We start from the raw sequence: 23125 nt of genomic DNA on the forward strand, positions 1-23125 counted from the left end.
AGCCCGATTCTGCTTGAAGGTTGGCTGCGCTGCCGCCGCGTGCCTCATTTGCCCTGGCGCGCCAGCCACACGCCGGCCACGGCCACCACCATGCCCACCAGTGCCAGGCCCGACAGCGTTTCATCAAACAGCGCCCAGGCGATGAGGGCTGTGGTGGGTGGGGTCAGGTAAAACAGGCTGGCCACGTTCACGGCGCTGCCCCGGCCAATCAGCAGGTTCAGAAGGCTGACTGCGCCCACCGACAGCACCAGCACCAGCCAGCCCAGGGCAAACATGAACTGGCTCGTCCACTGGATCTGCATGGTTTCAGTCAGGCTGGCGAGCACGGCCATGGCGGCCACGCAGGGCAGGTACTGGATCACCGAGCCCGCGCGCAGGTCAAACGCCGGGCAAAAGCGCTTTTGGTACAGCGTGCCGCAGGTGATGCCCACCAGCGCCACCACAGCGGGCAGCAGCATGGCCAGCAGCGCCTGGCTGGGCACGGAGGCAATTTTTTGCGCCACCACCAGCGCCACACCCGCAAACCCCAAGGCCAGGCCGCACCACTGCGCAGGCCGCACCCGTTCGCCCAGCAACAGCCCGGCGGCCAGGGCCGTGAGCAACGGCTGCAGCCCCACCACCAGCGCCGTGATGCCCGAAGGCAGGCCGTGGCCAATGGCGGTGAACACCCCACCCAGGTACACGCCATGCACCAGCAGGCCCGACACCGCAATGTGCAGCCACTGCCGCGCACTGCGCGGCCAGGGCGCGCGAAACCACCGGGCCACCGCCAGCATCAGCACCGTGACGATGGCAAACCGCACCGCCAGAAAAGTCAGCGGCTCCACAAACGGCAAGCCCAGCTTGGCGCCGATGAAGCCTGTGCTCCACAGGGCCACGAACAGCAAGGGGTAGGCGGTGTCGCTCAGGCCCGGGCGGGGCGTGCTCTGCACAGCGGAAGAATTCATGGGGCGGGCCAATCAGGGAGAAAGCTGGTGGAAACGAGGAAGGTGGCGGGCGCCGTCCCACGTGCGCGGCGCTGGGGGCTTTTTGCCGCGCAATGCGTACTCTGCCACGCCTGGGCCGCCTGCGCAGGGCTGGGGTCACGGGTGGTTCTCCTCGCGCGCCTGCCTCAATGCGGCCCAGGACCTGCTCCCCGCCGTCTTGGTGGTGGGCGGCAGGCCGCTGAAAACCCGTTGAAACTGCTGCCTCAGCGCAACGTTGTTCGGTTTTGCAGCAACGCCAGCGGCCCGTTTGCCGATCAGCCCCCTCGGCATGCGCAACAATGTGCGGATACCGCCCGCCATGAACGACACGCGCTCCCCGCTTCCAGAACCAGAGGTCACCTCCAGCGAATTGGAGCGCCTGCGTGCCGCAGTACACCGGGCTGAGCAGGCCGAGCGCCTGCAGCGCGCCCTGTTTGCCATCTCAGAGCTGTCCAACTCCGACCTGGAAATGCCCCACATGCTGCAGCAGTTGCACGCGATCGTGGGCTCGCTCATGTACGCGCGCAACCTGTTCATGGCGCTGTACGACGAGGCCAGCGACAGCCTGGACTTCATCTACATGGTGGACGAAGCCACCCCCGGCATGCACCAAAGCGGCCAGCGCATTCCCATGGCCGACTACGCCCAGGCGCTGACCTGGTACCTGGTGCGCGACGGCCTGCCCCGGCGCGGCTCCATGCAGGCTCTGGCGCAGCAGGTGCCCGGCCCCTTGCGGGCGCGCGGCGCCCATGCGCAGGACTGGCTGGGCGTGCCCCTGCGCGAGGGCGGCCACGTGCGCGGCGCCCTGGTGGTGCAAAGCTACGACGAGCCCAATCGCTACGGCCCCGAAGAACAGGCGCTGCTGGAGTTTGTGGCCAGCCACGTGCTCACCGCTGTGCAGCGCAAGCAAAGCCAGCAGGCCCTGGAGCAGGCCGTGCAGGTCAGCACCGCCGAGCTGGCCCGGGCCAATCAGGCCCTGGTGGCCGAGGTGGCCCGCCGCCAGTGTGGCGAGCGGCTGCAGGCCGCCCTCTACCGCATTGCCGAGCGCGCCAATGACATGGGCAGCATGGACGATTTCTACCGCGCTGTGCATGACACCGTGGGCGATCTCATAAACGCCCGCAACTGCTACATCGCCCTGGTGTCGGAGGACGGGCAGGCGCTGGAATTTCCCTACTACGTGGACGAGCAGGGTGGCAAGGGCATGCCCCGGCGCATGGGCCCGGGGCTGACCGAATACGTGCTGCGCACCCGCAAGCCGCTGCTGGTGAGCCGGGCCGAGGCCGATGAGCTCATCGCCCAAGGTGTTTTCCAGACGGTAGGGCCCCGTGCCAATTCCTGGCTGGGCGTGCCGCTGGTGTGCGACGGGCGGGCGCTGGGCGTGATTGCGGTGCAAAGCTACCAGGCCGACGTGGCGTATTCCGACCGCGACCGGCTGCTGCTGAGCTTTGTCTCGCACCAGATCGCCAGCAGCCTGGTGCGCCGCCGCACCACCGATTCATTGCAACGCGCCAATGCCGAGCTGGCGCAGCGCGTGGCCGAGCGCACAGGCCAGCTGCAAGAGCAGATCGCCGTGCGCGAGCGCGTCGAGGCCCAGCTGCAGCACCAGGTGATGCACGATGCCCTGACCGGTCTGCCCAACCGCAGTTACCTGCTGGAGCGCCTGACCTGGCTGCAGGCACGCCTGCAGCGCCACGAGCATCGCCGCTTTGCGGTGATGTTTGTGGATGTGGACCGCTTCAAGCTCATCAACGAAAGCATGGGCCACCATGCGGGCGATGCGGTGCTGCAAGAGGTTGGGCGGCGCCTGCTGGCCACCCTGGGTGATTCGGACATGATCGCCCGCGTGGGCGGTGACGAGTTTGCCGTGCTGCTGAGCAACGCCCAGACGCTGGAAGCCGCCATGCGCTCGGCACGGCGCATGCTGCAGGTGCTGGACGAGCCCATGGTGGTGGAGGGTAAGCAGCTGTTCGCGTCCGTCAGCATCGGCATCATGATGTGCGACCAGCCTGCTGCGGCCCCCACCGATTTGCTGCGCAACGCCGACACGGCGATGTACCGCGCCAAGCTCAATGGCCGGCGCCGGTTTGAGCTGTACGACGCGCATTTGCACAGCGATGCCCTGCGCGTGCTGACCCTCGAAAACGCCCTGTGGTCGGCCCTCAAGCAGCGCCAGTTTGTGCCGCACTTCCAGCCCATCGTGTCGCTCAAAGACGGGCAGGTGCGGGGCTATGAAGCCCTGGTGCGCTGGCAGCACCCAACCGAAGGACTGCTGGCACCGACGGACTTTTTGCAGGTGGCCGAAGACAGCGGCAGCATGGAGGCCATCGACTGGCAGATTTTTGCCGCCGCCAGCCGTGCCATTGCCGCCCAGACCGACTTCACCGGCTACCTGGGCCTGAACGTGGCGCCGCGCCACTTTCGCAACCCGCACTTTTGCCAGCAACTGCTGGACATGCTCAAAGCCGCGGGCCTGCCGCCCTCGCGCCTGTGCCTGGAAATCACCGAAGGCGCTCTGATCGACGACCCCGAGCGCACCTGCGACCTGCTCAACGAGCTGCGCAGCCACGGCATGTCGCTGGCGCTGGACGACTTCGGTACCGGCTACTCGTCGCTGGGCTACCTCCACCGCTTCCCGCTGCTCACGCTCAAGATCGATCGCAGTTTCGTCGCGCCCCTCACCAGTCCCACCGCCAACCAGGGCAGCGCCAGCGCCGCCGTGGTGCGCGCCGTGGTGGCGCTGGCGGGCTCGCTGGGGCTGAGCGTGGTGGCCGAAGGCATCGAAACCCAGGCACAGGCCGATGCGCTGTGCGCCCTGGGTTGCCACCTCGGCCAAGGCTTCTTGTTTGCCAAACCAGGGCCACTGCCAGCGCCTTCGGCCTGATTCCATTTCTAAGAGCGGCTAACAAAACCCTTCTGGCGTCGTTGCCGTGTCTTGTCGTACTACCCGTACTGCCTGCGACGCGGCGCCTAGCCAGAACCGCTGCGCTGGGTTGTGTTATCCGCTCTAAATCACCCCTGACGTTGTTGCTTCGCCTTGCCGTGCTTTAGCACTGTCTGCGGCTTCGCACCTGGTCAGGAATGATTGGGAAATGGAATGAGAGCCAGGTGACCGCTACCGCTGCCCCAAAAACTGCGCCGGGGGCTGCCCCACCGACTTGCGCACCATCGCACTGAACGCGCTGGGGCTGTAGCCCAGCTCGGTGGCGATCTGGCCCACAGGCATGCGGCCCGCCGCCAGCGACACCGCCTTGGCCAGAATCACCTGCTGGCGCCACTGCGTGAAGGTGCTGCCCAGCTCGGTGCGAAACAGCCGTGCCACCGTGCGCAGGCTGGCGCCCGTGTCTTGCGCCCAGGCCTCCAGCGTGGTGTGGCGGGTGGGGTCGGCCAGCACCGCCTCGCACAGCTGGCGCAGGCGCTTGTCGTGCGGCAGGTCCACGCCCAGCCGCACCGGGGCTGCGCGGGCCAGTTCGTCGCACAGCAGGGCGCTCAGGTGGCGCTCGCGCAGCAGCGTGGCGGCATCGGGCGCGGGCCCATCGTCAGGGGCGGTGGGCATCTCACGCACCACGGCGCGCAGCAGGTCTGAGGCTTCCAGCACCCGGCACTGGCGCCACGCAGCCTGCCCGTGTGGCGCAGTGCGCTCGCCCAAGGCCGCTGGGCCGCAGCGCCCGCGCGGCTGGTGAAAGTACAGCGTGCGCATTTCGGCGTCTTCCACCATCGTCACGGCATGCTCCATGCCCGGCGGTATCCACAGCGCGCGCGATGGCGGCACGATGTAGGTGCCCCGGTCCACCGTGAGCTGGATCACCCCGGTGGTGGAGATGGCCACCTGTGCCCACGGGTGGCTGTGCGGCATCACCCGCGTGTCGGCCCGCAACTGGCGCACCTTGGCGCGCACCGGGCGCTGGGCCGTGGGCACAAACAGGTGCGGGGTCAGTGAATCGACATACGCCACCGGGCGCCGTGCGCGGCGTGGCGCTGGTGCGCTGGAGGTTGTTGCAGGTTTTGGCATGTTTGCGATAGTAATTGACCGGCTATCGTCAAACTGCCGAGCCCCGCGTGCCTAAGATCAACCCCATGACCTCTGCATCCTCTGGCACTTCATCCGGCGCCGTGCCGTTTCGGCAAGACGCCCGCACCATCGGGCTGGTGGGCCTGGCCCATGGCAGCTCGCACTTCTTTCACATGCTGCTGCCCCCGCTGTTCCCGTGGCTGATTGCCGAGTTCGGCTTCAGCTATTCCGAACTTGGGGTGCTGGTGTCGGTGTTTTTCGTGATCTCCGGGGTGGGCCAGGCCCTGTCGGGCTTTTTGGTAGACCGTGTGGGCGCGCGGCCCGTCATGTTCTTTGCGCTGTCGAGCTTTGCTGCTTCAGGGCTGGTGGCGGGCACTGCGCAGGGCTATGGGGGGCTGGTGGTGGCTGCAGCCCTGGCCGGGCTGGGCAACGCGCCCTTCCACCCGGTGGACTTCACCATCCTGAACAAGCGCGTATCCCCCCAGCGGCTGGGGCACGGCTTTGCGGTGCACGGCATCAGCGGCAACCTGGGCTGGGCCACGGCGCCAGTGTTCATGGCAGGCATTGCCACGGCCACGGGTTCATGGCGCACAGCCAGCCTGTGCGGCGCGGCATTTGCGCTGCTGGTGCTGGCCATCATGGTGATCAACCGCGACGCGCTGGACGACCGCCAGGGCGAATGGGCCCATCAGGCCAAGGGCGCCGCCAGTGCGCAGGCTGTCAAGCCCGAGCATCCCATGGCCTTCCTCAAGCTGCCTTCGGTGTGGCTGTGCTTTTTGTTCTTCTTCTGGAGCACCTGCGCCCTCAGCGCCATCCAGAGCTTTGCCAGCCCCGCGCTGCAATCCATGTACGGCCTGCCCTTGAGCGTGACGGCCATGGTGGTCACGGGCTACATGCTGTGCGGCGCTGCCGGCATGGTGGCCGGGGGCTTTCTGGTGGGCCGCGTGCAGCGGCTGGAAAAAGTGATTTCGGTGTGCCTGCTGGCGTCCGCCGCGTTGCTGGTGGTGGTGGGTGCTGGCGCCAGCTGGCTGCCGGGCCTGGCGGCCGTGGTGGTGGCTTCCATCGCCGGCCTGGGCACGGGCCTGGCAGGCCCCTCGCGCGACATGCTCATCAAGCGGGCCGCACCACCCGGCGCCACGGGCCGTGTGTACGGCACCGTGTACTCGGGTCTGGACCTGGGCTTTTGCCTGGCCGCCCCCGTGTTCGGCGCCATGCTGGACCGGGGCATGACCTCGGGCATCTTCTTCGGCTCTGCCGCTACGCTGGCGTTGAGCGTGGTGTCTGCGGCGTTTGTTGGTGTGGGTCTGGCGGCTCGGATGGCGCGGCCAGCGGCGGTGACGGCGGGGTGAGGGGCGTTTGGCTTTTGGGGGGCCTTCGGCTCCCTTTCTGTCGAGGCGCTGGCTAATTTGGGGTAGTCAGTTTGGGCAAGGATCGGTCATCCCCACGTTGATAACTGACGACTGCTTGAAGCGTAATCCTGCCATCACGTACTTGCTGTCAAAAACCAGCTTACCGATTACCCAGCTTAACGAGAAGCGCGCAGCTCTAGGTCTACCACGCTTTTGCGTTTAGGTTCGTCACCGGTCTTCTTAAAGGCGCAGACGAAGCGGGGTGCCTCGTTTAAGCAGACGGAAATTCTTGTGCACTCACAACACACAGTGCCCCAACCCTTTGCATCGCTCCCCAAGCCGTTCACCCAAACCAACTTTTCATAAAAAGGGCCTCTTTCGAGGCCCTTGCATCCCATCAATCCTCACCTCGCGCCCGTGACTCGCGCGCCTTGCGCGCCCAGTAGCGGGACTTGGTCGCATCGCGGGCCACGCCTTCGCCGCGTGCGTACATGACAGACAGGTTTTGCTGCGCATCGGCATCGCCTTGCTCGGCGGCCTTCGTGTACCAGTGCACGGCCTGCTTCTTGTCTTGTGCCACGCCCTCGCCGTCGTCATAAGACACGGCCAGGTTGAACTGTGCGCGCACATGGTTTTGTGCAGCCGCCTTGCGGTACCAGGCCACGGCTTGCTGGTGGTCTTGCGGCACGCCTTCGCCTTCGTCATATGCCACACCCAGGTTGTACTGCGCGTCAGAGTCGCCCTGGTCCGCCGCCTTGCGGTACCACTGCGCGGCCATCTGGTGGTCCTTGGCGACGCCTTCGCCCTTGTCGTACGAAACGCCCAGGTTGTACTGGGCTTTGGCCAGCCCCTGGTTGGCGGCCTGGGTGTACCAGTACACCGCCTGTTTGAAGTCCTGCGGCACGCCTTCGCCGTCGTCGTACGAAACGGCCAGGTGGTATTGCGCATCGGCATGGCCTTGCTCGGCGGCTTTGCGGTACAGCGCGGCGGCCTTGGCGTGTTCTAGCTGAACGCCTTTGCCAAAGTCGTGCATCAGCCCCAGGTGAAATTGCGCCTCGGGGTCGCCTGCCTGTGCGGCGGGTTGCAGTTCTTTGGCCGCCAGGGCGAACTGGCCCCGGTCGTAGGCGCGCACGCCTTCGGCGGTGCCAGCCCAGGCCGCGCCTGCCAGCAGCGCGGCGCCCAGGCAGGCTGCAGAAATCCAGGGAAGAAAACGTGAACGTTGGAAGTGCATGGTTTGAAGCGGCTTGGCGCTCCTCGCGCTGCCGCGTGGTTGTGAAGGATGTGAACGCCCTGGTGTTACCACTAGCGCACGGTGGCAGGGCCCTGTGGCTGCGGCGTGGTGGAAGTGTGCCCGCGCCGTGGCGTGGCGGCACAGCGGTTGCCAACCGTTACATGCGCAGAAGCGCCCTGTGTTGCCCGGGCGCAGCGCACGGCGTGGTTTGACGTGCATGGATGTGCTCCCTACGATGGCCCTTCTTCCCGCACCCCGGAGCCGCGCCCATGCCTGCACCCCATTGGATTCACTCTGCCGCCACGCGCTGGGCCTGTACCGGAATCGCGCTGGCTGCCGCCGCCTGTGCGCCCTTGTCGCCTAAGCCTGCGAAAACGTCAGAAGCCCCGCCCGTGGCTGTGGCCTGCCCCCCGGCGCTCGCGGCCCTGGCCCGCTGCCTGGCGGGGCAGGATTCTGCGGGGGCCTACTACCTCATCGCCATGCCCCGCCAGTGGAACGGCCACCTGGTGCTGCACGCCCACGGCGGGCCAGCGCTGGGAGCGCCCAAGCTGGAGCGATCGGTACAAGACCTGGAGCGCTGGGCCATCATGGTCAAGGCGGGCTATGCGTGGGCGGGCAGCACCTTCCGCCAGGGCGGTGTGGAGGTGCGCGCTGCGGCGGAAGACACCGAACGCCTGCGGCAGATCTTTGTGGGCCATGTGGCACAGCCGCGCCGCACCATCCTGCACGGGCAGTCGTGGGGAGCGAGCGTGGCGGCGCGGGGGGCCGAGATGTTCACTTCCACAACCCAAGGCCAGCGCCCGTATGACGCCGTGTTGCTCACCAGCGGTGTGCTGGCCGGGGGGCTCGCGCTCGTACGACTTTCGCACCGACCTGCGCGTGGTCTACCAGTACCTCTGCAACAACCACCCACGGCCCACCGAAGTGCAGTACCCGCTGAACATCGGCCTGCCCGCTGATGCGACCCTGACCCCGGCCGACCTGGCTGTGCGCGTGAATGAATGCCTGGGGCTGGACAAGCCCGCATCTGCCCGCACGCCAGAGCAGCAGCGCCGTGTGAAGGTGATCACCGACGTCATCCGTATTCCGGCCAGTTCCATCCAGGGCCACATGAATTGGGCGACGTTCCACTTCCGCGACGTGGTGCAGCACCGCACCGGGGGCGCCAGCCCGTTTGGCAACGAAGGCGTGCGCTACCGGGGCTCTGATGACGATGCAGCACTGAACGCCGGTGTGCTGCGCTACCGGGCCCACCCGGCAGCGCTGGCCCGCTTCGCGCAAGACACCGACCCCACCGGCCGCATCCCTGTGCCGGTGCTCACCGTCAAAGGCATCGACGACGCGACCGCGTTCGTGGAACTGGATGCCGCATTCAAAACCACGATGGAGCAGGCGGGCACCAGCGGCCACCTGGTGCAGACCTTCACGCGGCACAGCAGCCACAGCTATCTGAGCGACCCGACCTACCCCACGCTGATGGCGGCCCTGCTGCGCTGGGTGGAAGACGGCACCCGGCCCACGCCCGCCAGCATTGCCAGCCAATGCCCGGCGCTGGAGGCCACCTTTGGCAAGGGCTGCGCTTTTGTGCCGGAATACCGCCCTGCGGCGCTGAACACCCGCGTGCCCGAAAGGGCGCCGCAGTGATCCATCAACCGCCGGGCACCTGCACCACCCGCGTGCCCGCAATGGCATAGGCCCGTGAGCCTGCAGGCAGGGTGTTGGCGTGCGTGCCGGTGAAGGCGCCGAATGCAGGTAGCACCAGCAGCCCTTGCGGCCCTGGCTGCCATGCAAAACAGGGTAGGCGCATGCGGTCTCGCGCCGGGCCGTGCAGCACCACCGAGGGGTGCAAATGCCCCGCCAGCACGGTGTGCCCCGCCACGGCCTGCGGGTGGTGCGCTGCCTGCAAGGGCACGCCAGGCACTGGGGCCCAGGGCTCTTCCTGCAAGGCAATGTTCAGGTCAGCGGGCGGGGTGCCCGCATGGCGGTCGTGGTTGCCCAGCACCAAGTCCATGGCCACTTGCGCGTGTCGAGCCCGCCAGCCGCGCAGTTGCTGCCACAGGGCGGGTTGCGCGCCGCCGCGTGCATGCAAAAAGTCGCCCAAGAAAACCAGCCGCTGTGCGCCGGTGGCGGTGAGCAACGCATCCAGCCGGGCGATGTTGTCGGCTGTGGTGCCCGTGGGCACGGGCTGGCCTGCATGGCGGAAGCTGGCCGCCTTGCCAAAGTGCACATCGGCCACGAACAGGCTGCGGGCCTCGGGCCACCACACCGCGCGCCCCGGCAGCAGCCACAGCACCGTGCCGCAGGGCAGGGCCAGGGGGCACGCGCCCGCTGGATTGGCATGAGTGGGCGGGCTGGGTGCGGTGGTGGGAGATGTCGGGGCAGCCATGGAGCGCCGAGCATACCGATGGCCGTGGCCGTGTGTGCCGGGGTGGCGCAATGGCCCCGGCTGCTGGGTCAGAACCCGTGCCGCCCCGGCGTGGCCGCGTGGCGCGTGGATGGGCAGGGCGCTCGGGCGCATCGCGGTGTAGGTCCCAGTGGGTGGTGTCGCGCGTTGGTGCCAGGTGCGTGCCCATGGTGTCGTCTGCGGCCATTTCCAGCGCCTGCACCATGCGATCCAGCCGCTCGCCCAGGCTCTCGGTGCTGAGCCGCTCGCGAAAGCGCTCCACCATCAGCGGCAGGGCAAAGGGCGTGGGGCGTTCCAGCGTGTGAACCGACAGTTGCTGGCCCTTCATGCGTTGCAGGGTCTGGGCCAGGCGGCCCATGTCCAGCTCCTGCACCAGCAGCTCGGCCCGGGCCTGGGCCAGCAGCAGGTTGTCCGGGTCGTACTGCGCGAACACGTCGTAGTACAGCGAGGAGGATGCCTGCAACTGCCGGCTGCTGCGCTGCTCCCCCGGGTGGCTTTGAAAGATCAGCCCGGCAATGCGCGCAATTTCGCGAAAGCGCCTGCGCGCCATTTCAGTGGCGTTCAGGCTGGCCAGCACCTCGGCCTCCAGTCCTTCCCCCACGGCGCTGTGCGTGGCCGCGCCAATCAGGTGCGGCAGCAGCGCGGGCCAGTCCACGGGTTTGGCTGACAGCAGCTCCAGCCCGTAGTCGTTGACGGCAATCGAAAATGTGTTGGGCACCTGCTGCGAGGCCCTCCATGCCAGCAGGCCCGCCAGCCCCAGGTGCACCAGCCGCCCCGCCAGCGGGTACAGGTACAGGTGCCAGCCCTCGCGCGTGTGCAGCACCTCGGCCACCAGGCGGCTGGGCGTGGGCAGGGCCGACCACGCATCCTGCAGCGCCAGCAGTGGCTGCGCGCAGCGCATCTCGGGCGATGCGAACACGCCGCGCTCGGCCTGCTCCAGCTGGCGCAGCATGGCATCGGCCAGCGTGTTCGACAGCGGCATGCGCCCGCCGTTCCAGCGCGGCAGCGCAGCACTGCCTTTGGGAGCGGTGCGCACATAAGCCGTCATCTGCTGCGTGCGCACCAGCTCCAGCAGGCGGCCGGCAAACATGAACACATCGCCGGGTTTGAGGCGTGCGATGAAGCTCTCTTCCACCGAGCCCAGCTTTCCGCCACTGACGAACTGCACCTGCATGCTCGCGTCGCTCACGATAGTGCCGATGTTGCTGCGATGCCGTCGCGCCAGCCGCGCATCGGGCATGCGCCACACGCCGTCCTCATCGGGCACCACGCGGTGAAAGTCGGGGTAGTTGGCCAGTGATGCGCCGCCCTGGCGCACGAACTGCAGTGCCCATTGCCAGTCGTTGTCGGCCAGCGTGGCGTAGGCCGGGGCACGGCGCACCTCGGCCAGCAAGGCGTCGGGCACAAAGCCGCCGCCCAGCGCAATGGTCACCAGGTGCTGCACCAGCACATCCAGCGGCGCCCGGGGCGTGTGGCGGTCTTCAATGCGGCCTTCGGCTAGCGCCTGGCGGGCGGCGGCGGCTTCCACCAGTTCCAGGCTGTGCGTGGGCACCAGCGTAATGCTGCTGGTGCGCCCCGGCGCGTGGCCCGATCGGCCTGCGCGTTGCACCAGCCGCGCCACGCCCTTGGCCGATCCGATCTGCAGCACCTGCTCCACCGGCAAAAAGTCCACGCCCAGGTCCAGGCTTGACGTGCACACCACCGCCTTCAACATGCCAGCCTTCAGCCCCGCCTCCACCCAGCCGCGCACCTCGCCGCTGAGCGAGCCATGGTGCAAGGCAATGGCGCCCGCCCAGTCGGGCCGCGCCTCCAGCAGCGCCTGGTACCAGCGCTCGGCCTGCGAGCGGGTGTTGGTGAAGAGAAGTGTTGCACCACCCCTCGCATGCCGGTTGCCACTTGCCATCGCCCCACCTCGCGGCGTTGCAGTCCTTGCCAATACTTGCGGTATTGGCGGCGGACTGCGCCTTGCGCCGTGGGCCGGTGGCGGCGTGCCATCTTCGGCATCCGAAGGGTGCTGCAACACCAGCGTCGACGCGTTGGCCTCGATGGACTGCACCACCTGCGGCAGCAGCGACAGGCCCATGTGCCCGGCCCAGGCAAAGCGCTCCACGCGTTCGGGCAGCAGCACCTGCACCTGCAGCGCTTTGTCGATACGGCCCTGCACCAGCAGGGGTTTGGCGCGGCGCGGTGCACGCGGCGGCAGGGCAGGCACCAGCGTGGCCAGCGCTTCAGGCAGGTTGCCCAGCGTGGCCGACATGCCCCACACCTGCAGGCGCGGGTTCCAGCCCGACAGGCGCGCCAGCGCCAGTTGCACCTGCACGCCGCGCTTGTTGCCCACCAGCTCGTGCCATTCGTCCACCACCACCAGCTGCACGCTGGCCAAGTGCTCGTGCGCGTCGGCGCGGGCCAGCAGCAGCGCCACGCTTTCAGGCGTGGTGACCAGCACCGTGGGCAGGCGCCGGTCTTGCGCGGCACGCTCGCCGCTGGCGGTGTCTCCTGTGCGCAGGCCGCTGCTCCAGTGCGGGGCCAGGTCGGGCAGGGGCTCTTGCAGGGCGCGCAGCGAATCGGCCGCCAGCGCGCGCATGGGGGTGATCCACAGCACCGTGAGCGCCGGGGGCTTGTTTGCTTCTTTTTTAGGAGCTGCTTGCGCACTATCCACGGGCGCCAGAGCCGAAAAACGCCCCAAAGCGCCGAGCCACACGGCGTACGTCTTGCCCGCGCCGGTGGTGGCGTGCAGCAGGCCCGAGCGGCCTTCGGCCATGGCTTGCCACACCTGTTGCTGGAAGGCAAACGGCTGCCAGCCCCGGGCGGCCATCCAGCGCTTTGCGGCCCCTTCGCTCATGCGCTGCTTTCTGGCAGCAGCGCGGCCAGCGTCTGCAAGGTGTCGGCCTCGGCCACGGGCTTGTCTTGCCGCCAGCGCAGCATGCGCGGAAAGCGCACGGCAATGCCGCTTTTGTGGCGCGGGCTGCGCGCAATGCCTTCAAAGCCCAGCTCGAAGACTTGCGTGGCCTCCACGCTGCGCACGGGGCCAAAGCTCTCGCGTGTGGTCTTGCGGATGATGGCATCCACCTGAGCAATCTCGGCGTCCGTCAGGCCCGAGTACGCCTTGGCAAAGGGTACCAGTTGCCGGTCGGGGTCGCCCGGTGGGCCGTTCCACACGGCAAATGTGTAGTCGGTGTACAGGCTGGCGCGCCGCCCGTGGCCGCGCTGGGCGTAGATGAGCACCGCGTCCACGCTCATGGGGTCGATCTTCCACTTCCACCACACGCCCACGTCCTTGGTGCGGCCCACGCCGTAGTGGGCGTGGCGGTGCTTGAGCATGAAGCCTTCGGTGCCCAGGCTGCGCGCGGCCTCGCGCTGGCGGGCCAGGTCTTGCCAGTCAGCGCCCTGCAGCAGCGGGCTCAGGCGCAGCGCGCCCGCAGGGGTTTCGCCGATGGTGGTGGAGGGCGGTTGCAGCAAGGCTTCTAGCAGCGCCCGCCGCGCATGCTGCGGCTGTTCGCGCACATCCTGCCCCGCGTGTTCCAGCAGGTCATACGCCACCAGCACCACGGGCAGTTCGCGCAGCAGCTTGGGCGTCAGCGTCTTGCGGCCCAGGCGCTTTTGCAGGTCGGCAAAGGGGCGCGGGGCGGGTTCGCCCGGCAGCCACACGAGGATTTCGCCGTCGATCACCGTGCCGTCTGGAAGGCTTTGCAGTGCGGCGCTAGCCAGTTCTGGGAAGCGGTCGGTCACCAGTTCTTCGCCGCGCGACCACACCCACACGGCCCCGGCGCGCCGCACGATTTGGGCGCGGATGCCGTCCCACTTCCATTCCACCTGCCAGTCTGCCACCGGGCCCAGCAGTGCGGGCATATCGGCCACCGGCTGGCTGAACGGGTGTGCCAGAAAAAACGGGTAAGGGTGCCCGGCAGCGCCATCGGTGGCTTGGTCTGCATCGCCTTCGGCCGGTGCCACCAGCGCGGCATAGTCGGCGGCCTGCGGCTGGCGGCCGATTTGCGTGTAGCCCATCAGCCGGTGGGCGATGCGCTTGGCGTCCAGCCCGCTCACGGTGGCCAGTGCCTGCGTGACCTGCAGGCGCGACACCCCCACGCGGAAGTTGCCGGTGATGAGCTTGAAGTACACCAACCGCTGCTCGGGTGCCAGCCGGTTCCACTGCGCGCGCAGGTGGGCGTCGGCTTCATCGGGCGGCAGGGAGCGCAGTGGCAGCAGCTGCGCCATCCACTCGGCCAGCGGCACATCAGCGGGCTCGGCGGGCGGGGGTAGCAGCAGGGCGATGGTTTCGGCCAGGTCGCCCACGGCCTCGTAGCTTTCGTCAAACAGCCATTCGGGCAGACCCGCAGCCTGTTGCGCCAGGGCCTTGAGGCGCTTGGTCGGCACCATCTGGCGCGGCTTTCCGCCCGCCAGAAAGTAGACGGCCCAGGCCGCATCGCCGGGTGCCGCCACGCGCAGGTAGGCCACCAGCGCGGCCAGCTTGGCCGACTGGGCGGTGGTGGCATCGAGCGCCTGGAAGAGGGCGGCGAACTGCTTCATGGCGCGGCCTCTGAGGTGGGGGCGCTGGCCGGTTCTTCTGCCGCCGTGCTCGGGTTGTCGTCAAGGTCGTCCCCGCCATATTCGGTGGCGAACACCTGCGCATCCAGGCCTTGCTCGCACAGCCAGCGCACCATCACCTCGGTGCTGCCGTGGGTGACGATGATGCGCTCTGCCCCCGTGGCGCCAATGGCCTTTTGCAGGCCGGGCCAGTCGGCGTGGTCGCTCATCACAAAGCCCCGGTCCACACCCCGGCGGCGGCGCGCGCCGCGCACCAGCATCCAGCCGCTGGCAAATGCGTCGGAATGTTCGCCAAAGCGCTTGAGCCACGGTGTGCCAGCGGCCGAGGGTGGGGCGATCACCAGCGCACGGCGCAGGTCGGTCTTGGTCAGTTGCGGGTCCGTCACGCGGTGGGTGGGCGGCAGCGGCACACCGGCTGCGCGGTACACGGCGTTGAGCGGCTCCACCGCGCCGTGAACCACGATGGGGCCAATGCTGCTGTCCACCCCGTGCAGCAGGCGCTGTGCTTTGCCAAACGCATAGGCGTAGAGCACGCTGGCCTTGCCCGCCGCGGCATTTGCGGCCCACCAGGCGTTGATGTCGGCAAACAGCACGGGCTGCGCAGGCCAGCGGTAGATGGGCAGGCCAAAGGTGGATTCGGTGATGAAGGTGTGGCAGCGCACGGGTTCAAACGGGGGGCAGGTGCCGTCGTCTTCGAGCTTGTAGTCGCCCGAGGCCACCCACACCTGGCCTGCATGCTCAATGCGCACCTGGGCCGAGCCCAGCACATGCCCGGCCGGGTGCAGCGACACCGTCACGCCCTGGTGCGTGATGGCTTCGCCGTAGGCCAGGGTCTGCAGGGTGATGTCTGCGCCCAGCCGGTTGCGCAACGTGCCCGCGCTGTCGGTGTGGGCCAGGTAATGGGCCGAACCGCGCCGGGCGTGGTCCGAATGCGCGTGGGTGAGCACGGCGCGTTCCACGGGCCGCCAGGGGTCGATGTAGAAATCACCCGCTGGGCAGTACAGCCCCTCTGGGCGCAGGACGACAAGATCGTTGGGCATGGTGACGGGGCGCAGCGCGCAGCCGCGCGGGGCATGGCCGGGCAAGGCTGCAACCGGCCAGGCCATCGTAGCCGCCGCTGCGCCGCCGCGTGTGGGCCAGCGCCGATTCTTGGTGAAGGTGCGCGGATATGTACGCGAACAGGTACGCGCACAGCCCCCGTGGGTCCCTCGCTTGCCTCAGGCGGGGGAGGGAGTCTGGTTCGCGGCGTTTATTGGCTGTCAGCGGCCGAGGCAGCGGCTTCCGTGCGCTGCGTGGCCTCGGCCAGTCCTGCCTTGATCTTTTCGGCCTGCGCTGTGGCCTGCTTGGCTTGCTCGGCCTGCAGCTTGGTGGCCGTGACGGCGGTGCTGGCCACCTCGGCCCCGCAGGCGGTGAGCACGCCGCACAGAAGGGCCAGGAAAGCGCTGCGGTGCAAGCTCAGGGGTGTCATGCGTAACTCCGTGGAAAAAAGCGGTGTGGATTGTGTTGCGGATTTTTGCTATTGTTTTAATAGCTGGTTGCGCAATAAGAATGGGCGCTACAGGGTGTTTTGGTGCATAAGCCCTGCACGCCGCGCGCCCTGCGGTGTGCAGTGTAGCCGGGGGGCGCAGCGCAGCGGTGGCGCCTACCCCAGCGTGCGCTTTCGTGCAATCAGCTACCGGACCAAGACACATTCTTGCCGCACGTGGTGCGCAGGGGCTTGGGCGCCGGGGCGGGCTGCTGCATATTCAGCGTTCCTTTCATTCAACCCTCCTTACCAAGGAATTGAGGCTATGCAATTCAAGCGCTCTGTGCTGGCGGCGGCCACCGTTGCCCTGGCAGCCAGTGTTCTGCCCGCCATGGCAAAACCGTTCAAGTGGGCTGGTTCCAGCGATATCCAGACCATGGACATCCATTCGCAAAACAGTGCCCTGGGCAATGGCATCCACGCAGCGGTGTACGAGTCGCTGGTCATGTTCAACAGCCGCACGCTGAAGGTGGAACCGGTGCTGGCCACCTCGTGGCAGCAGGTCAGCCCCACGCAGATGCGCTTCAAGCTGCGCCAGGGCGTGAAGTTCAGCGACCGCTCTGCCATGACGGCGGACGACGTGGTCTATTCGCTGCAACGCGCGATGAGCAAGACCTCCACCTACGCCATCTACACCCAGGGCATGGACCGCATTGCCAAGGTGGATGGCGAAACCATCGACATCTTCTTGAAGAACCCCAACCCCGTGCTGCTCAACCAGCTGACCGAGCTGCGCGTGATGAGCCGTGCCTGGGCCGAGAAGCACAACTCGGTGGAGCCCAAGGACATCAAGGGCAAGGAAGAAACCTACTCCCACCGCCACGCCATGGGCACCGGCCCGTTTGTGCTGAAGGAATGGGTGCCTGACCAGAAGATCGTCTTCACCGCCAACCCGCACTGGTGGAACGCGGGCAAGGCCGAAGGCAACGTCACCGAAATCACCTACGCCCCCATCAAGTCCGAAGCCACGCGCATTGCCGCGCTGCTCTCGGGCGAGGTGGACATGGTGCGCGACACCAGCATCCAGGACCTGGCGCGCATCAAGGCCAACCCCCAGCTCAAGGTGATGGAGATGGTGGAAAACCGCACCGTGTACCTGGCGCTGGACCAGTTCCGCGACGAGCTGCCCGGCAGCAACATCAAGGGCAAGAACCCGCTCAAGGACCTGCGCGTGCGCAAGGCGCTGTACCAGGCCATCGACACCGCCGCGCTGCAGCGCGTGACGATGCGCGGCCTGTCCAAACCCACCGGCGCCATCGTCTCGCCCCTGGTCAACGGCTGGACAGAAGCCGTGGACAAGCGCCTGCCCTTCGACGCCAATGCCGCCAAGGCACTGCTGGCCGAGGCGGGCTACAAAGACGGCTTCGAGGTGGACTTTGCCTGCAGCAACAACGCCATCATCCAGGACGAAGAGCTGTGCCAGGCCATCACCTCGATGTGGTCGCGCATCGGCGTCAAGGCCAAGCTGCGCACGCTGCCCGCCGTCACCTACTACCCCATGGCCCAGCGGCACGAGGCCAGCATTGCGCTGCTGAGCTGGGGCGTGCCCACGTTCGATGTGCTGTACACCCTGCAGTCGCTGGCGCGCACCAAGACCACCGGTGCCGATGGCAGCTACAACCTGGGCCGCTACGGCAACCAGCGCATGGACTACATCGTGGACCGCGTGAAGACCGAAACCGACCTGCCCGTGCGCAACCGCCTGCTCACCGAAGGACTGCAACTGCACAACGATGATGTGGTTCACATCCCGCTGCACAACCAGATGCTGGCCTGGGCCATGAAGAAAAACGTGGAGCTGGTGCAGCGGCCGGACAACCGCATTGACTGGCGGCTGATAAAAGTGAATTAACCCCCTGAGTCGCTTCGCGCCTTCCCCCTTCTCTCAAATCGCTGCGCGATTTGGGAAGGGGGACGCCCCCAGCGCGGCGGGGCGGCCCTTGCGCGGGGGCCCTGACCTGCGCCGCGTCCACTGCGCAAGTCTGGGTCAGCGCGTCGGCTGCAGCATGATGATCGCCATGCCTGCCAGCGCCACCAGCACCCCCGCCACATCCCACGCCGTGGGGCGGATGCTGTCCACCGCCCACAGCCAGGCCAGCGCCACACCGATATACACCCCGCCATAGGCCGCATACACGCGGCCCGCGCCCGCCGTGTCGTGCAGGGTGAGCAGCCAGGCAAACAGCGCCAGGCTGGCCGCCGCGGGCAGCAGCAGCCACACCGGCTTGCCCTGCTTGAGCCACAGCCAGGGCAGGTAGCAGCCGATGATTTCGGCCAGGGCTGTGGCGATGAAAAGCAGCAAGGTCTTCATGGAGGAACAGGGGGAGCGCGTGGATAGAGGGGCCTGCGCTGTGCACCCGCAGCGCAGGCTCAGCGCCGCGCTTGTTTGGTTTTGTACATCAGCGAATCGCCCTCGCTGATCAAGGCGCCAATCGTGTGGTGGCGCTTCGGGTCGAACTCTACCAACCCGTAGGAGAACGAAATGTCATATCCCCGCGCTTCGGCTTCGTTGGTGGCATCCAGCGCCTGCTGCAGGCGTGCCATGGCGCTTTCGGCCGCGGCTTCGCTGTGGTTGGTGAGCAGCACCAGAAACTCGTCGCCCCCGAGCCGCGCCACCACGTCCGAGCCACGGAACGCCTTCATTAAATGCTGCGCAAACGTGACCAGCACCCAGTCGCCCTCGGCATGGCCCAGCTGGTCGTTCACCTGCTTGAGGTAGTCCAGGTCAATGAACACCAGCGCCGCCGGAATGTTCTGGCGCGTGCACAACTGCAGGCTGTGCTGGGCCAGCATCATGAAACCCCGGCGGTTGGACAGGCCGGTGAGCTCGTCCACCGTGGCCCACTCGATGGCGGAAAACTCCCGCTCCACCATCAGGGCCAGGTCCACCAGCATCTCCACGTCTTCGTCGCTGAAGGCGCGGGGCTTGGAGTCGATGATGCACAGCGTGCCCAGCTTGCGCCCGCCGGGGCCGCGCAGGGGGCAGCCCGCATAGAACCGCACATGCGGTGGGCCGGCGACCAGGGGGTTGTCGCAAAAGCGCTCGTCTTGCAGCGCATCGGGGATGACAAAGGCGCCATCGCCCAGGATGGCGTGGCCGCAAAAAGAGATATCGCGCGGCGTCTCGCTCAGCTCCATGCCCGCGCAGGATTTGAACCACTGGCGGTTTTCGTCCACCAGGCTGACCAGCGCAACGTCCACCCCGAACAAGCGCCTGGCCATGCGCGTGAGGCGGTCAAACCGCTCCTCGGCGATGGTGTCCAGCACATTGAGTGAGCACAACTCCGCCAGGCGAGCATCCTCATCCGGCGGGATATCGGGGGTTTTCAAGGCGATTCCTCCTGGCCAAGACTGTAACGCGTGTGCGCCGAAAGTGCATGCCCTGGGCTACGCAGCAGCAGGGTTGATGGGCAAGGCGCGCACCCGCCATCAGCCTTGCAGGAAAATAGGCCTCTAGCGCTTGCTGGATAAGCGCTACCAGCTATCAAATCAGGAGTGAAAGCGGGGTGGCAGCGGCCCTGTGGTCACAGCGCAAAGATTTTCCCTGGGTTCAGGATGTTCTTCGGGTCCAGCGCGCGCTTGATGGCGCGCATCATGTCCACCGCGCCTGCGCCGGCTTCGTCCAGCAAAAAGCCCATCTTGTGCACGCCCACACCATGCTCGCCGGTGCAGGTGCCGCCCATGGACAGGGCCCGGGCCACCAGCTTGTGGTTCAGGGCTTCGGCGGTGACGCGTTCTTCGGGGATATTCGGGTCCAGCAGGTAGCCGAAGTGGAAGTTGCCGTCGCCCACATGGCCCACCAGAAAGTAGGGCAGGCCGCTGGCTTCGGCTTCATCCACCGATTCGAGCAGGCAGTCGGCCAGGCGGCTGATGGGCACGCAGGTGTCGGTGCTGATGGCTTTGCAGCCGGGGCGGCTTTGCACGGCGGCAAAGTAGGCGTTGTGCCGCGCCGTCCAAAGCCGGGTGCGCTCTTCGGGAGTGCTGGCCCATTCAAAGGCATTGCCGCCAAATTCGCTGGCGATGTCCTGCACGGTTTCGGCCTGCTCCTTCACGCTGGCGGGCGAGCCGTGGAACTCCATCAGCAGCATGGGTTCTTCGCGCAGGTTGAGCTTGCTGTGGGCGTTGACCATGCGCACGCTGTGGCGGTCGATCAGCTCCACGCGCGCAATCGGCACGCCCAGTTGAATGATCTGGATGGTGGTGCGCACGGCCGCTTCAATGCTGGGGAAGGAGCAGATGGCGGCGCTCACTGCTTCAGGCAGCGGGTACAGGCGCACCGTCACTTCGGTGATCACGCCCAGCGTGCCTTCGCTGCCCACCATCAGGCGCGTGAGGTCGTAGCCCGCGCTGCTCTTTTTGGCGCGCGTGCCGGTGCGGATGATTTCGCCGCTGGCCGTGACCACTTCCAGCGCCAGCACGTTCTCGCGCATGGTGCCGTAGCGCACGGCGTTGGTGCCGCTGGCGCGCGTGGCGCACATGCCGCCAATGCTGGCGTCGGCGCCGGGGTCGATGGGGAAGAACAGGCCGGTGTCTTTGATGGCCTCGTTGAGTTGCTTGCGCGTGATGCCCGGCTGCACCGTCACCGTGAGGTCGTCCGCGTTGATGCTGAGCACCCGGTTCATGCGGCTCACGTCGATGCTGATGCCGCCCTGCACGGCCAGCAGGTGGCCTTCGAGCGAGGAACCCGCGCCGTACGGAATCACCGGCACTTCGTACTGGCTGGCCAGCTTCACGGCGTCGGCCACATCTTGGGTGCTTTCGGCAAACACCACGGCGCTGGGCGGGGGCGCCTGCAGCGAGCCTTCGTCGCGCCCGTGCTGTTCGCGCACGGCCTGGGCCAGCGAGCACTGCGCGCCAAAGCGGGCCTGCAGCGCATCGATGAGCGCCTGGGGCACGTCGCGCAGTTGGATTTGCGGGAGCAGGTGGGCAGCGGCGGTGGGGGCGTTCATCGGTGTCTCCAGGGGCAGTGGGCCAGTGGCATTGATTCTAGGATGGCTGCCGCCAGCTTGCAGGGGCGCCCCCCTTGCCCCACGCAGCGCGCCCCTGCCCACTGGAGAGGGCAGGGGGCGCTGCGCTTACCAACGACTGGAGATCGTGGAAGGGCTCTTAGGACTTGGCGCCCGCTTCAAACTCCTCGCGCGAGAGCATCTTGTCCTGGTTCTTGTCCAGCGCCTGGAAGCGCTCGCCAATCGCCGGGAAGGTCGATGCCTCCTGGGGGCTGAGCATGCCGTTGCGGTCGGCATCAGCGCGGTCAAAAGCGGCCGCTGCGCTGCTGGTGGGGGTCTTGCCGCCGCCAAAGGTGGCCTGGGGGGTGGCGGGGTTGCTGCTGGCGGGGCCGATGACGGACTTGGAAGCGTGGGACGGGCTGCTGGTGCTGCCGCTTTGCGCCTGCACGGCACCTGCGGTGCCAAACGTCAGGGCGGCAAACAGCAAGACGCTGCTGGCTTCGAAATGGTGTGCCCAGGTGCGAGCGTGGGCGGGTGCAGTTCGTTGCGTCGTCTTCATGGATGCAGAGCTCCGGAAAGTTGAACAAGCCTGCATTGCAGCGCAGCATGGACATGCAGGCCAGCACTTTTGCCGGCTGTTGCCCCCACCAACATTTGCCAGCGCCGTGTAACTGGTTCTGCTGCGGTATGTGGTGCGGGTGTGAGCCCTTGTGACGAGGGTTTGATGCCAAATTGGCCTGCAGCGCATACTGGATAAGCGCAGGCAGCTATCAATAGCGGAGCAACATAGCTGGCGCCAAGGGCAGGGCCGCAGGGGCACAATCGGGCACTCTGTCCACACCGGTGCTGCCATGACCCAAGCCTCCAAAGCCCTTCAAGCCCTCGCAGCCGTAGCTGTGCTCGTGGCAGCGGCCGCGCTGCTCAACCCGTCTGCCGAGCGCCACCGCAGCCAGATTCAAAAAACCCTGGCCGAGCGCAGTCCGCTGGCGGGTGCCCTGGGCCTGGGCGCGCTGGCGGCGTTTGTGTCCAACTACCATTCGTTGGGCGTGGCGTCGTACACCAGCATCCGGGGGCGCACCGTGTCGGTGGGCGTCATGGGCATGGTGTTCGTGCTCGATTCGCGCCAGGACCTGTGAGCCCGGCAGCGCCGCACTCTCATTCCCTACCCCCTTCAGGAGTTATTGCATGGGCAACCGCCTCACCGAAATTGCCACCCGCACCGGAGACGCCGGCACCACGGGCCTGGGCAACAACCAGCGGGTTTCCAAAAACAGCCTGCGCATTCACGCCATGGGCGATGTGGATGAGCTGAACTCGCACATCGGCCTGCTGCTGTGCGAGCCCCTGCCCGACGCTGTGCGCGAGCTGCTGGTGCAGGTGCAGCACCAGTTGTTCAACCTGGGCGGAGAGCTGTCGATTCCGGGCTTTGAACTGCTGAAGAAAGAAGCCGTGCTGCAACTGGACGAGGCGCTGGAAGAGCACAACGCGGCCCTGCCGCGCCTGCAGGAGTTCATCCTGCCCGCTGGCACCCGCGCGGCGGCGCAGGCCCATGTCTGCCGCACCGTGGCCCGCAGGGCCGAGCGCGCCGTGGTGGCGTTGGGCAATGAAGAGGCGCTCAACGATGCGCCGCGCCAGTACCTCAACCGCCTGTCCGACCTGATGTTTGTGCTGGCCCGTGTGCTCAACCGCATGAACGGCGGTGACGACGTGTACTGGAAAAGCGAGCGGCTGGCGCGGCAAGAAGCATCGGAATAATTCCGCAAATGCCGCCAGTAAGGCCCAGGGCTTGGTGAAAGGCCTGGGCTACAGCATCAAACCACCATGGGCGTGGCCGCGCCATCCATGGTGAGCACCACCCCTGTCACGTAGCTGGCGCGCCCGGATGCCAGGAACAGCACCACGTCTGCCACTTCTTCGGGCCGCGCCAGGCGCCCCAGGGGCACCTTGCGCGTGGCTTGCGCCATTGCTTCTTCCTCGGAAATATGGAGCATGCGGGCGGTGGCCTGCAGCCCCGACTACAGGCACTCGGTGTGCGTGGCGCCGGGGTTGACCGCATTCACGCGCACGCCCATGGGGCCGTAGGCCGCCGCCATGCCGGCACTCACCAGCATCAGCGCCGCCGCGAGCAGGCGCTGGCGGCCCTGCAGG

Annotated in this window: 17 protein-coding genes and 2 pseudogenes; 6 read left to right on the plus strand and 13 right to left on the minus strand. The window is 67.2% G+C overall.

Annotated features, from left to right (window positions below; translation table 11 throughout):
• Nucleotides 1–44: 44 nt before the first annotated feature.
• Nucleotides 45–947, minus strand: coding sequence for a DMT family transporter (locus AADJ04_RS02090; protein ID WP_341238585.1), 903 nt, complete (start codon nucleotides 945–947; stop codon nucleotides 45–47).
• 337 nt (nucleotides 948–1284) lie between these two features.
• On the opposite strand from AADJ04_RS02090, the gene AADJ04_RS02095 reads away from it, so the two are divergent.
• Complete coding sequence (locus AADJ04_RS02095) at nucleotides 1285–3849, plus strand: EAL domain-containing protein (protein ID WP_341238586.1); 2565 nt, start codon at nucleotides 1285–1287, stop codon at nucleotides 3847–3849.
• Nucleotides 3850–4080: 231 nt separating this feature from the next.
• Here the strand turns inward: AADJ04_RS02095 and AADJ04_RS02100 are convergent, their stop codons facing one another.
• Nucleotides 4081–4977 carry a helix-turn-helix transcriptional regulator gene (locus tag AADJ04_RS02100; protein WP_341238587.1) on the minus strand — a complete coding sequence of 299 codons (897 nt, stop codon included), beginning with the start codon at nucleotides 4975–4977 and terminating at the stop codon, nucleotides 4081–4083.
• A 65-nt stretch (nucleotides 4978–5042) separates the two neighbouring features.
• Between AADJ04_RS02100 and AADJ04_RS02105 the strand changes: the two genes are divergently transcribed.
• Complete coding sequence (locus tag AADJ04_RS02105; protein ID WP_341238588.1) at nucleotides 5043–6326, plus strand: MFS transporter; 1284 nt, start codon at nucleotides 5043–5045, stop codon at nucleotides 6324–6326.
• Between the two features lie 397 nt (nucleotides 6327–6723).
• Here AADJ04_RS02105 and AADJ04_RS02110 read toward each other — a convergent pair whose 3' ends face one another.
• Nucleotides 6724–7557, minus strand: coding sequence for an SEL1-like repeat protein (locus tag AADJ04_RS02110; RefSeq protein WP_341238589.1), 834 nt, complete (start codon nucleotides 7555–7557; stop codon nucleotides 6724–6726).
• A gap of 269 nt (nucleotides 7558–7826) precedes the next feature.
• Between AADJ04_RS02110 and AADJ04_RS02115 the strand changes: the two are divergent.
• Nucleotides 7827–9201, plus strand: a pseudogene (locus AADJ04_RS02115) (hypothetical protein).
• Between the two features lie 4 nt (nucleotides 9202–9205).
• Here the strand turns inward: AADJ04_RS02115 and pdeM are convergent.
• From pdeM to AADJ04_RS02140, 5 genes and pseudogenes are all read right to left on the minus strand, one after another.
• Nucleotides 9206–10075 carry a ligase-associated DNA damage response endonuclease PdeM gene (gene pdeM / locus AADJ04_RS02120; protein ID WP_341238601.1) on the minus strand — a complete coding sequence of 290 codons (870 nt, stop codon included), beginning with the start codon at nucleotides 10073–10075 and terminating at the stop codon, nucleotides 9206–9208.
• Between the two features lie 61 nt (nucleotides 10076–10136).
• Nucleotides 10137–12803, minus strand: a pseudogene (locus tag AADJ04_RS02125) (ligase-associated DNA damage response DEXH box helicase); the annotation flags it as partial.
• The gene (locus tag AADJ04_RS02130; protein WP_341238590.1) at nucleotides 12800–14488 is read right to left on the minus strand and encodes an ATP-dependent DNA ligase; all 1689 of its coding nucleotides are present in this window, start codon (nucleotides 14486–14488) and stop codon (nucleotides 12800–12802) included. The pseudogene AADJ04_RS02125 and the gene AADJ04_RS02130, both read right to left, overlap by 4 nt.
• Entirely contained in the window at nucleotides 14485–15546 is a 1062-nt protein-coding gene (locus AADJ04_RS02135) for a ligase-associated DNA damage response exonuclease (RefSeq protein WP_341238602.1), read from the minus strand. Before AADJ04_RS02135 ends, AADJ04_RS02130 begins: the two co-directional genes overlap by 4 nt.
• Nucleotides 15547–15755: 209 nt before the next feature.
• Nucleotides 15756–15974, minus strand: coding sequence for a hypothetical protein (locus AADJ04_RS02140; RefSeq protein WP_198847367.1), 219 nt, complete (start codon nucleotides 15972–15974; stop codon nucleotides 15756–15758).
• Nucleotides 15975–16296: 322 nt separating this feature from the next.
• On the opposite strand from AADJ04_RS02140, the gene AADJ04_RS02145 reads away from it, so the two are divergent.
• A complete protein-coding gene (locus AADJ04_RS02145) occupies nucleotides 16297–17883 on the plus strand; it encodes an ABC transporter substrate-binding protein (protein WP_341238591.1) in 1587 nt (528 codons plus the stop codon).
• Nucleotides 17884–18018: 135 nt separating this feature from the next.
• Here the strand turns inward: AADJ04_RS02145 and AADJ04_RS02150 are convergent, their stop codons facing one another.
• From AADJ04_RS02150 to AADJ04_RS02165, 4 genes are all read right to left on the minus strand, one after another.
• Nucleotides 18019–18342 carry a YnfA family protein gene (locus AADJ04_RS02150; RefSeq protein ID WP_341238592.1) on the minus strand — a complete coding sequence of 108 codons (324 nt, stop codon included), beginning with the start codon at nucleotides 18340–18342 and terminating at the stop codon, nucleotides 18019–18021.
• Nucleotides 18343–18401: 59 nt separating this feature from the next.
• Entirely contained in the window at nucleotides 18402–19361 is a 960-nt protein-coding gene (locus AADJ04_RS02155; protein WP_341238593.1) for a sensor domain-containing diguanylate cyclase, read from the minus strand.
• Between the two features lie 194 nt (nucleotides 19362–19555).
• Nucleotides 19556–20980 (minus strand): FAD-linked oxidase C-terminal domain-containing protein, encoded by a 1425-nt coding sequence (locus tag AADJ04_RS02160; RefSeq protein ID WP_341238594.1) that lies wholly within the window; start codon nucleotides 20978–20980, stop codon nucleotides 19556–19558.
• Between the two features lie 157 nt (nucleotides 20981–21137).
• Entirely contained in the window at nucleotides 21138–21536 is a 399-nt protein-coding gene (locus AADJ04_RS02165; protein WP_341238595.1) for an EF-hand domain-containing protein, read from the minus strand.
• Between the two features lie 292 nt (nucleotides 21537–21828).
• Here AADJ04_RS02165 and AADJ04_RS02170 point away from each other — a divergent pair, with 292 nt between their 5' ends.
• Both AADJ04_RS02170 and AADJ04_RS02175 read left to right on the plus strand, forming a co-directional pair.
• Nucleotides 21829–22113, plus strand: coding sequence for a hypothetical protein (locus AADJ04_RS02170; RefSeq protein WP_341238596.1), 285 nt, complete (start codon nucleotides 21829–21831; stop codon nucleotides 22111–22113).
• 49 nt (nucleotides 22114–22162) lie between these two features.
• The gene (locus AADJ04_RS02175; protein ID WP_044397232.1) at nucleotides 22163–22732 is read left to right on the plus strand and encodes a cob(I)yrinic acid a,c-diamide adenosyltransferase; all 570 of its coding nucleotides are present in this window, start codon (nucleotides 22163–22165) and stop codon (nucleotides 22730–22732) included.
• Nucleotides 22733–22788: 56 nt separating this feature from the next.
• Here AADJ04_RS02175 and AADJ04_RS02180 read toward each other — a convergent pair whose 3' ends face one another.
• A complete protein-coding gene (locus tag AADJ04_RS02180) occupies nucleotides 22789–22968 on the minus strand; it encodes an SDR family oxidoreductase (RefSeq protein WP_341238597.1) in 180 nt (59 codons plus the stop codon).
• Nucleotides 22969–23125 lie beyond the last annotated feature (157 nt).

This window comes from uncultured Acidovorax sp. (genome assembly GCF_964021665.1).
Taxonomy (GTDB): Bacteria; Pseudomonadota; Gammaproteobacteria; order Burkholderiales; family Burkholderiaceae_C; genus Acidovorax; species Acidovorax temperans.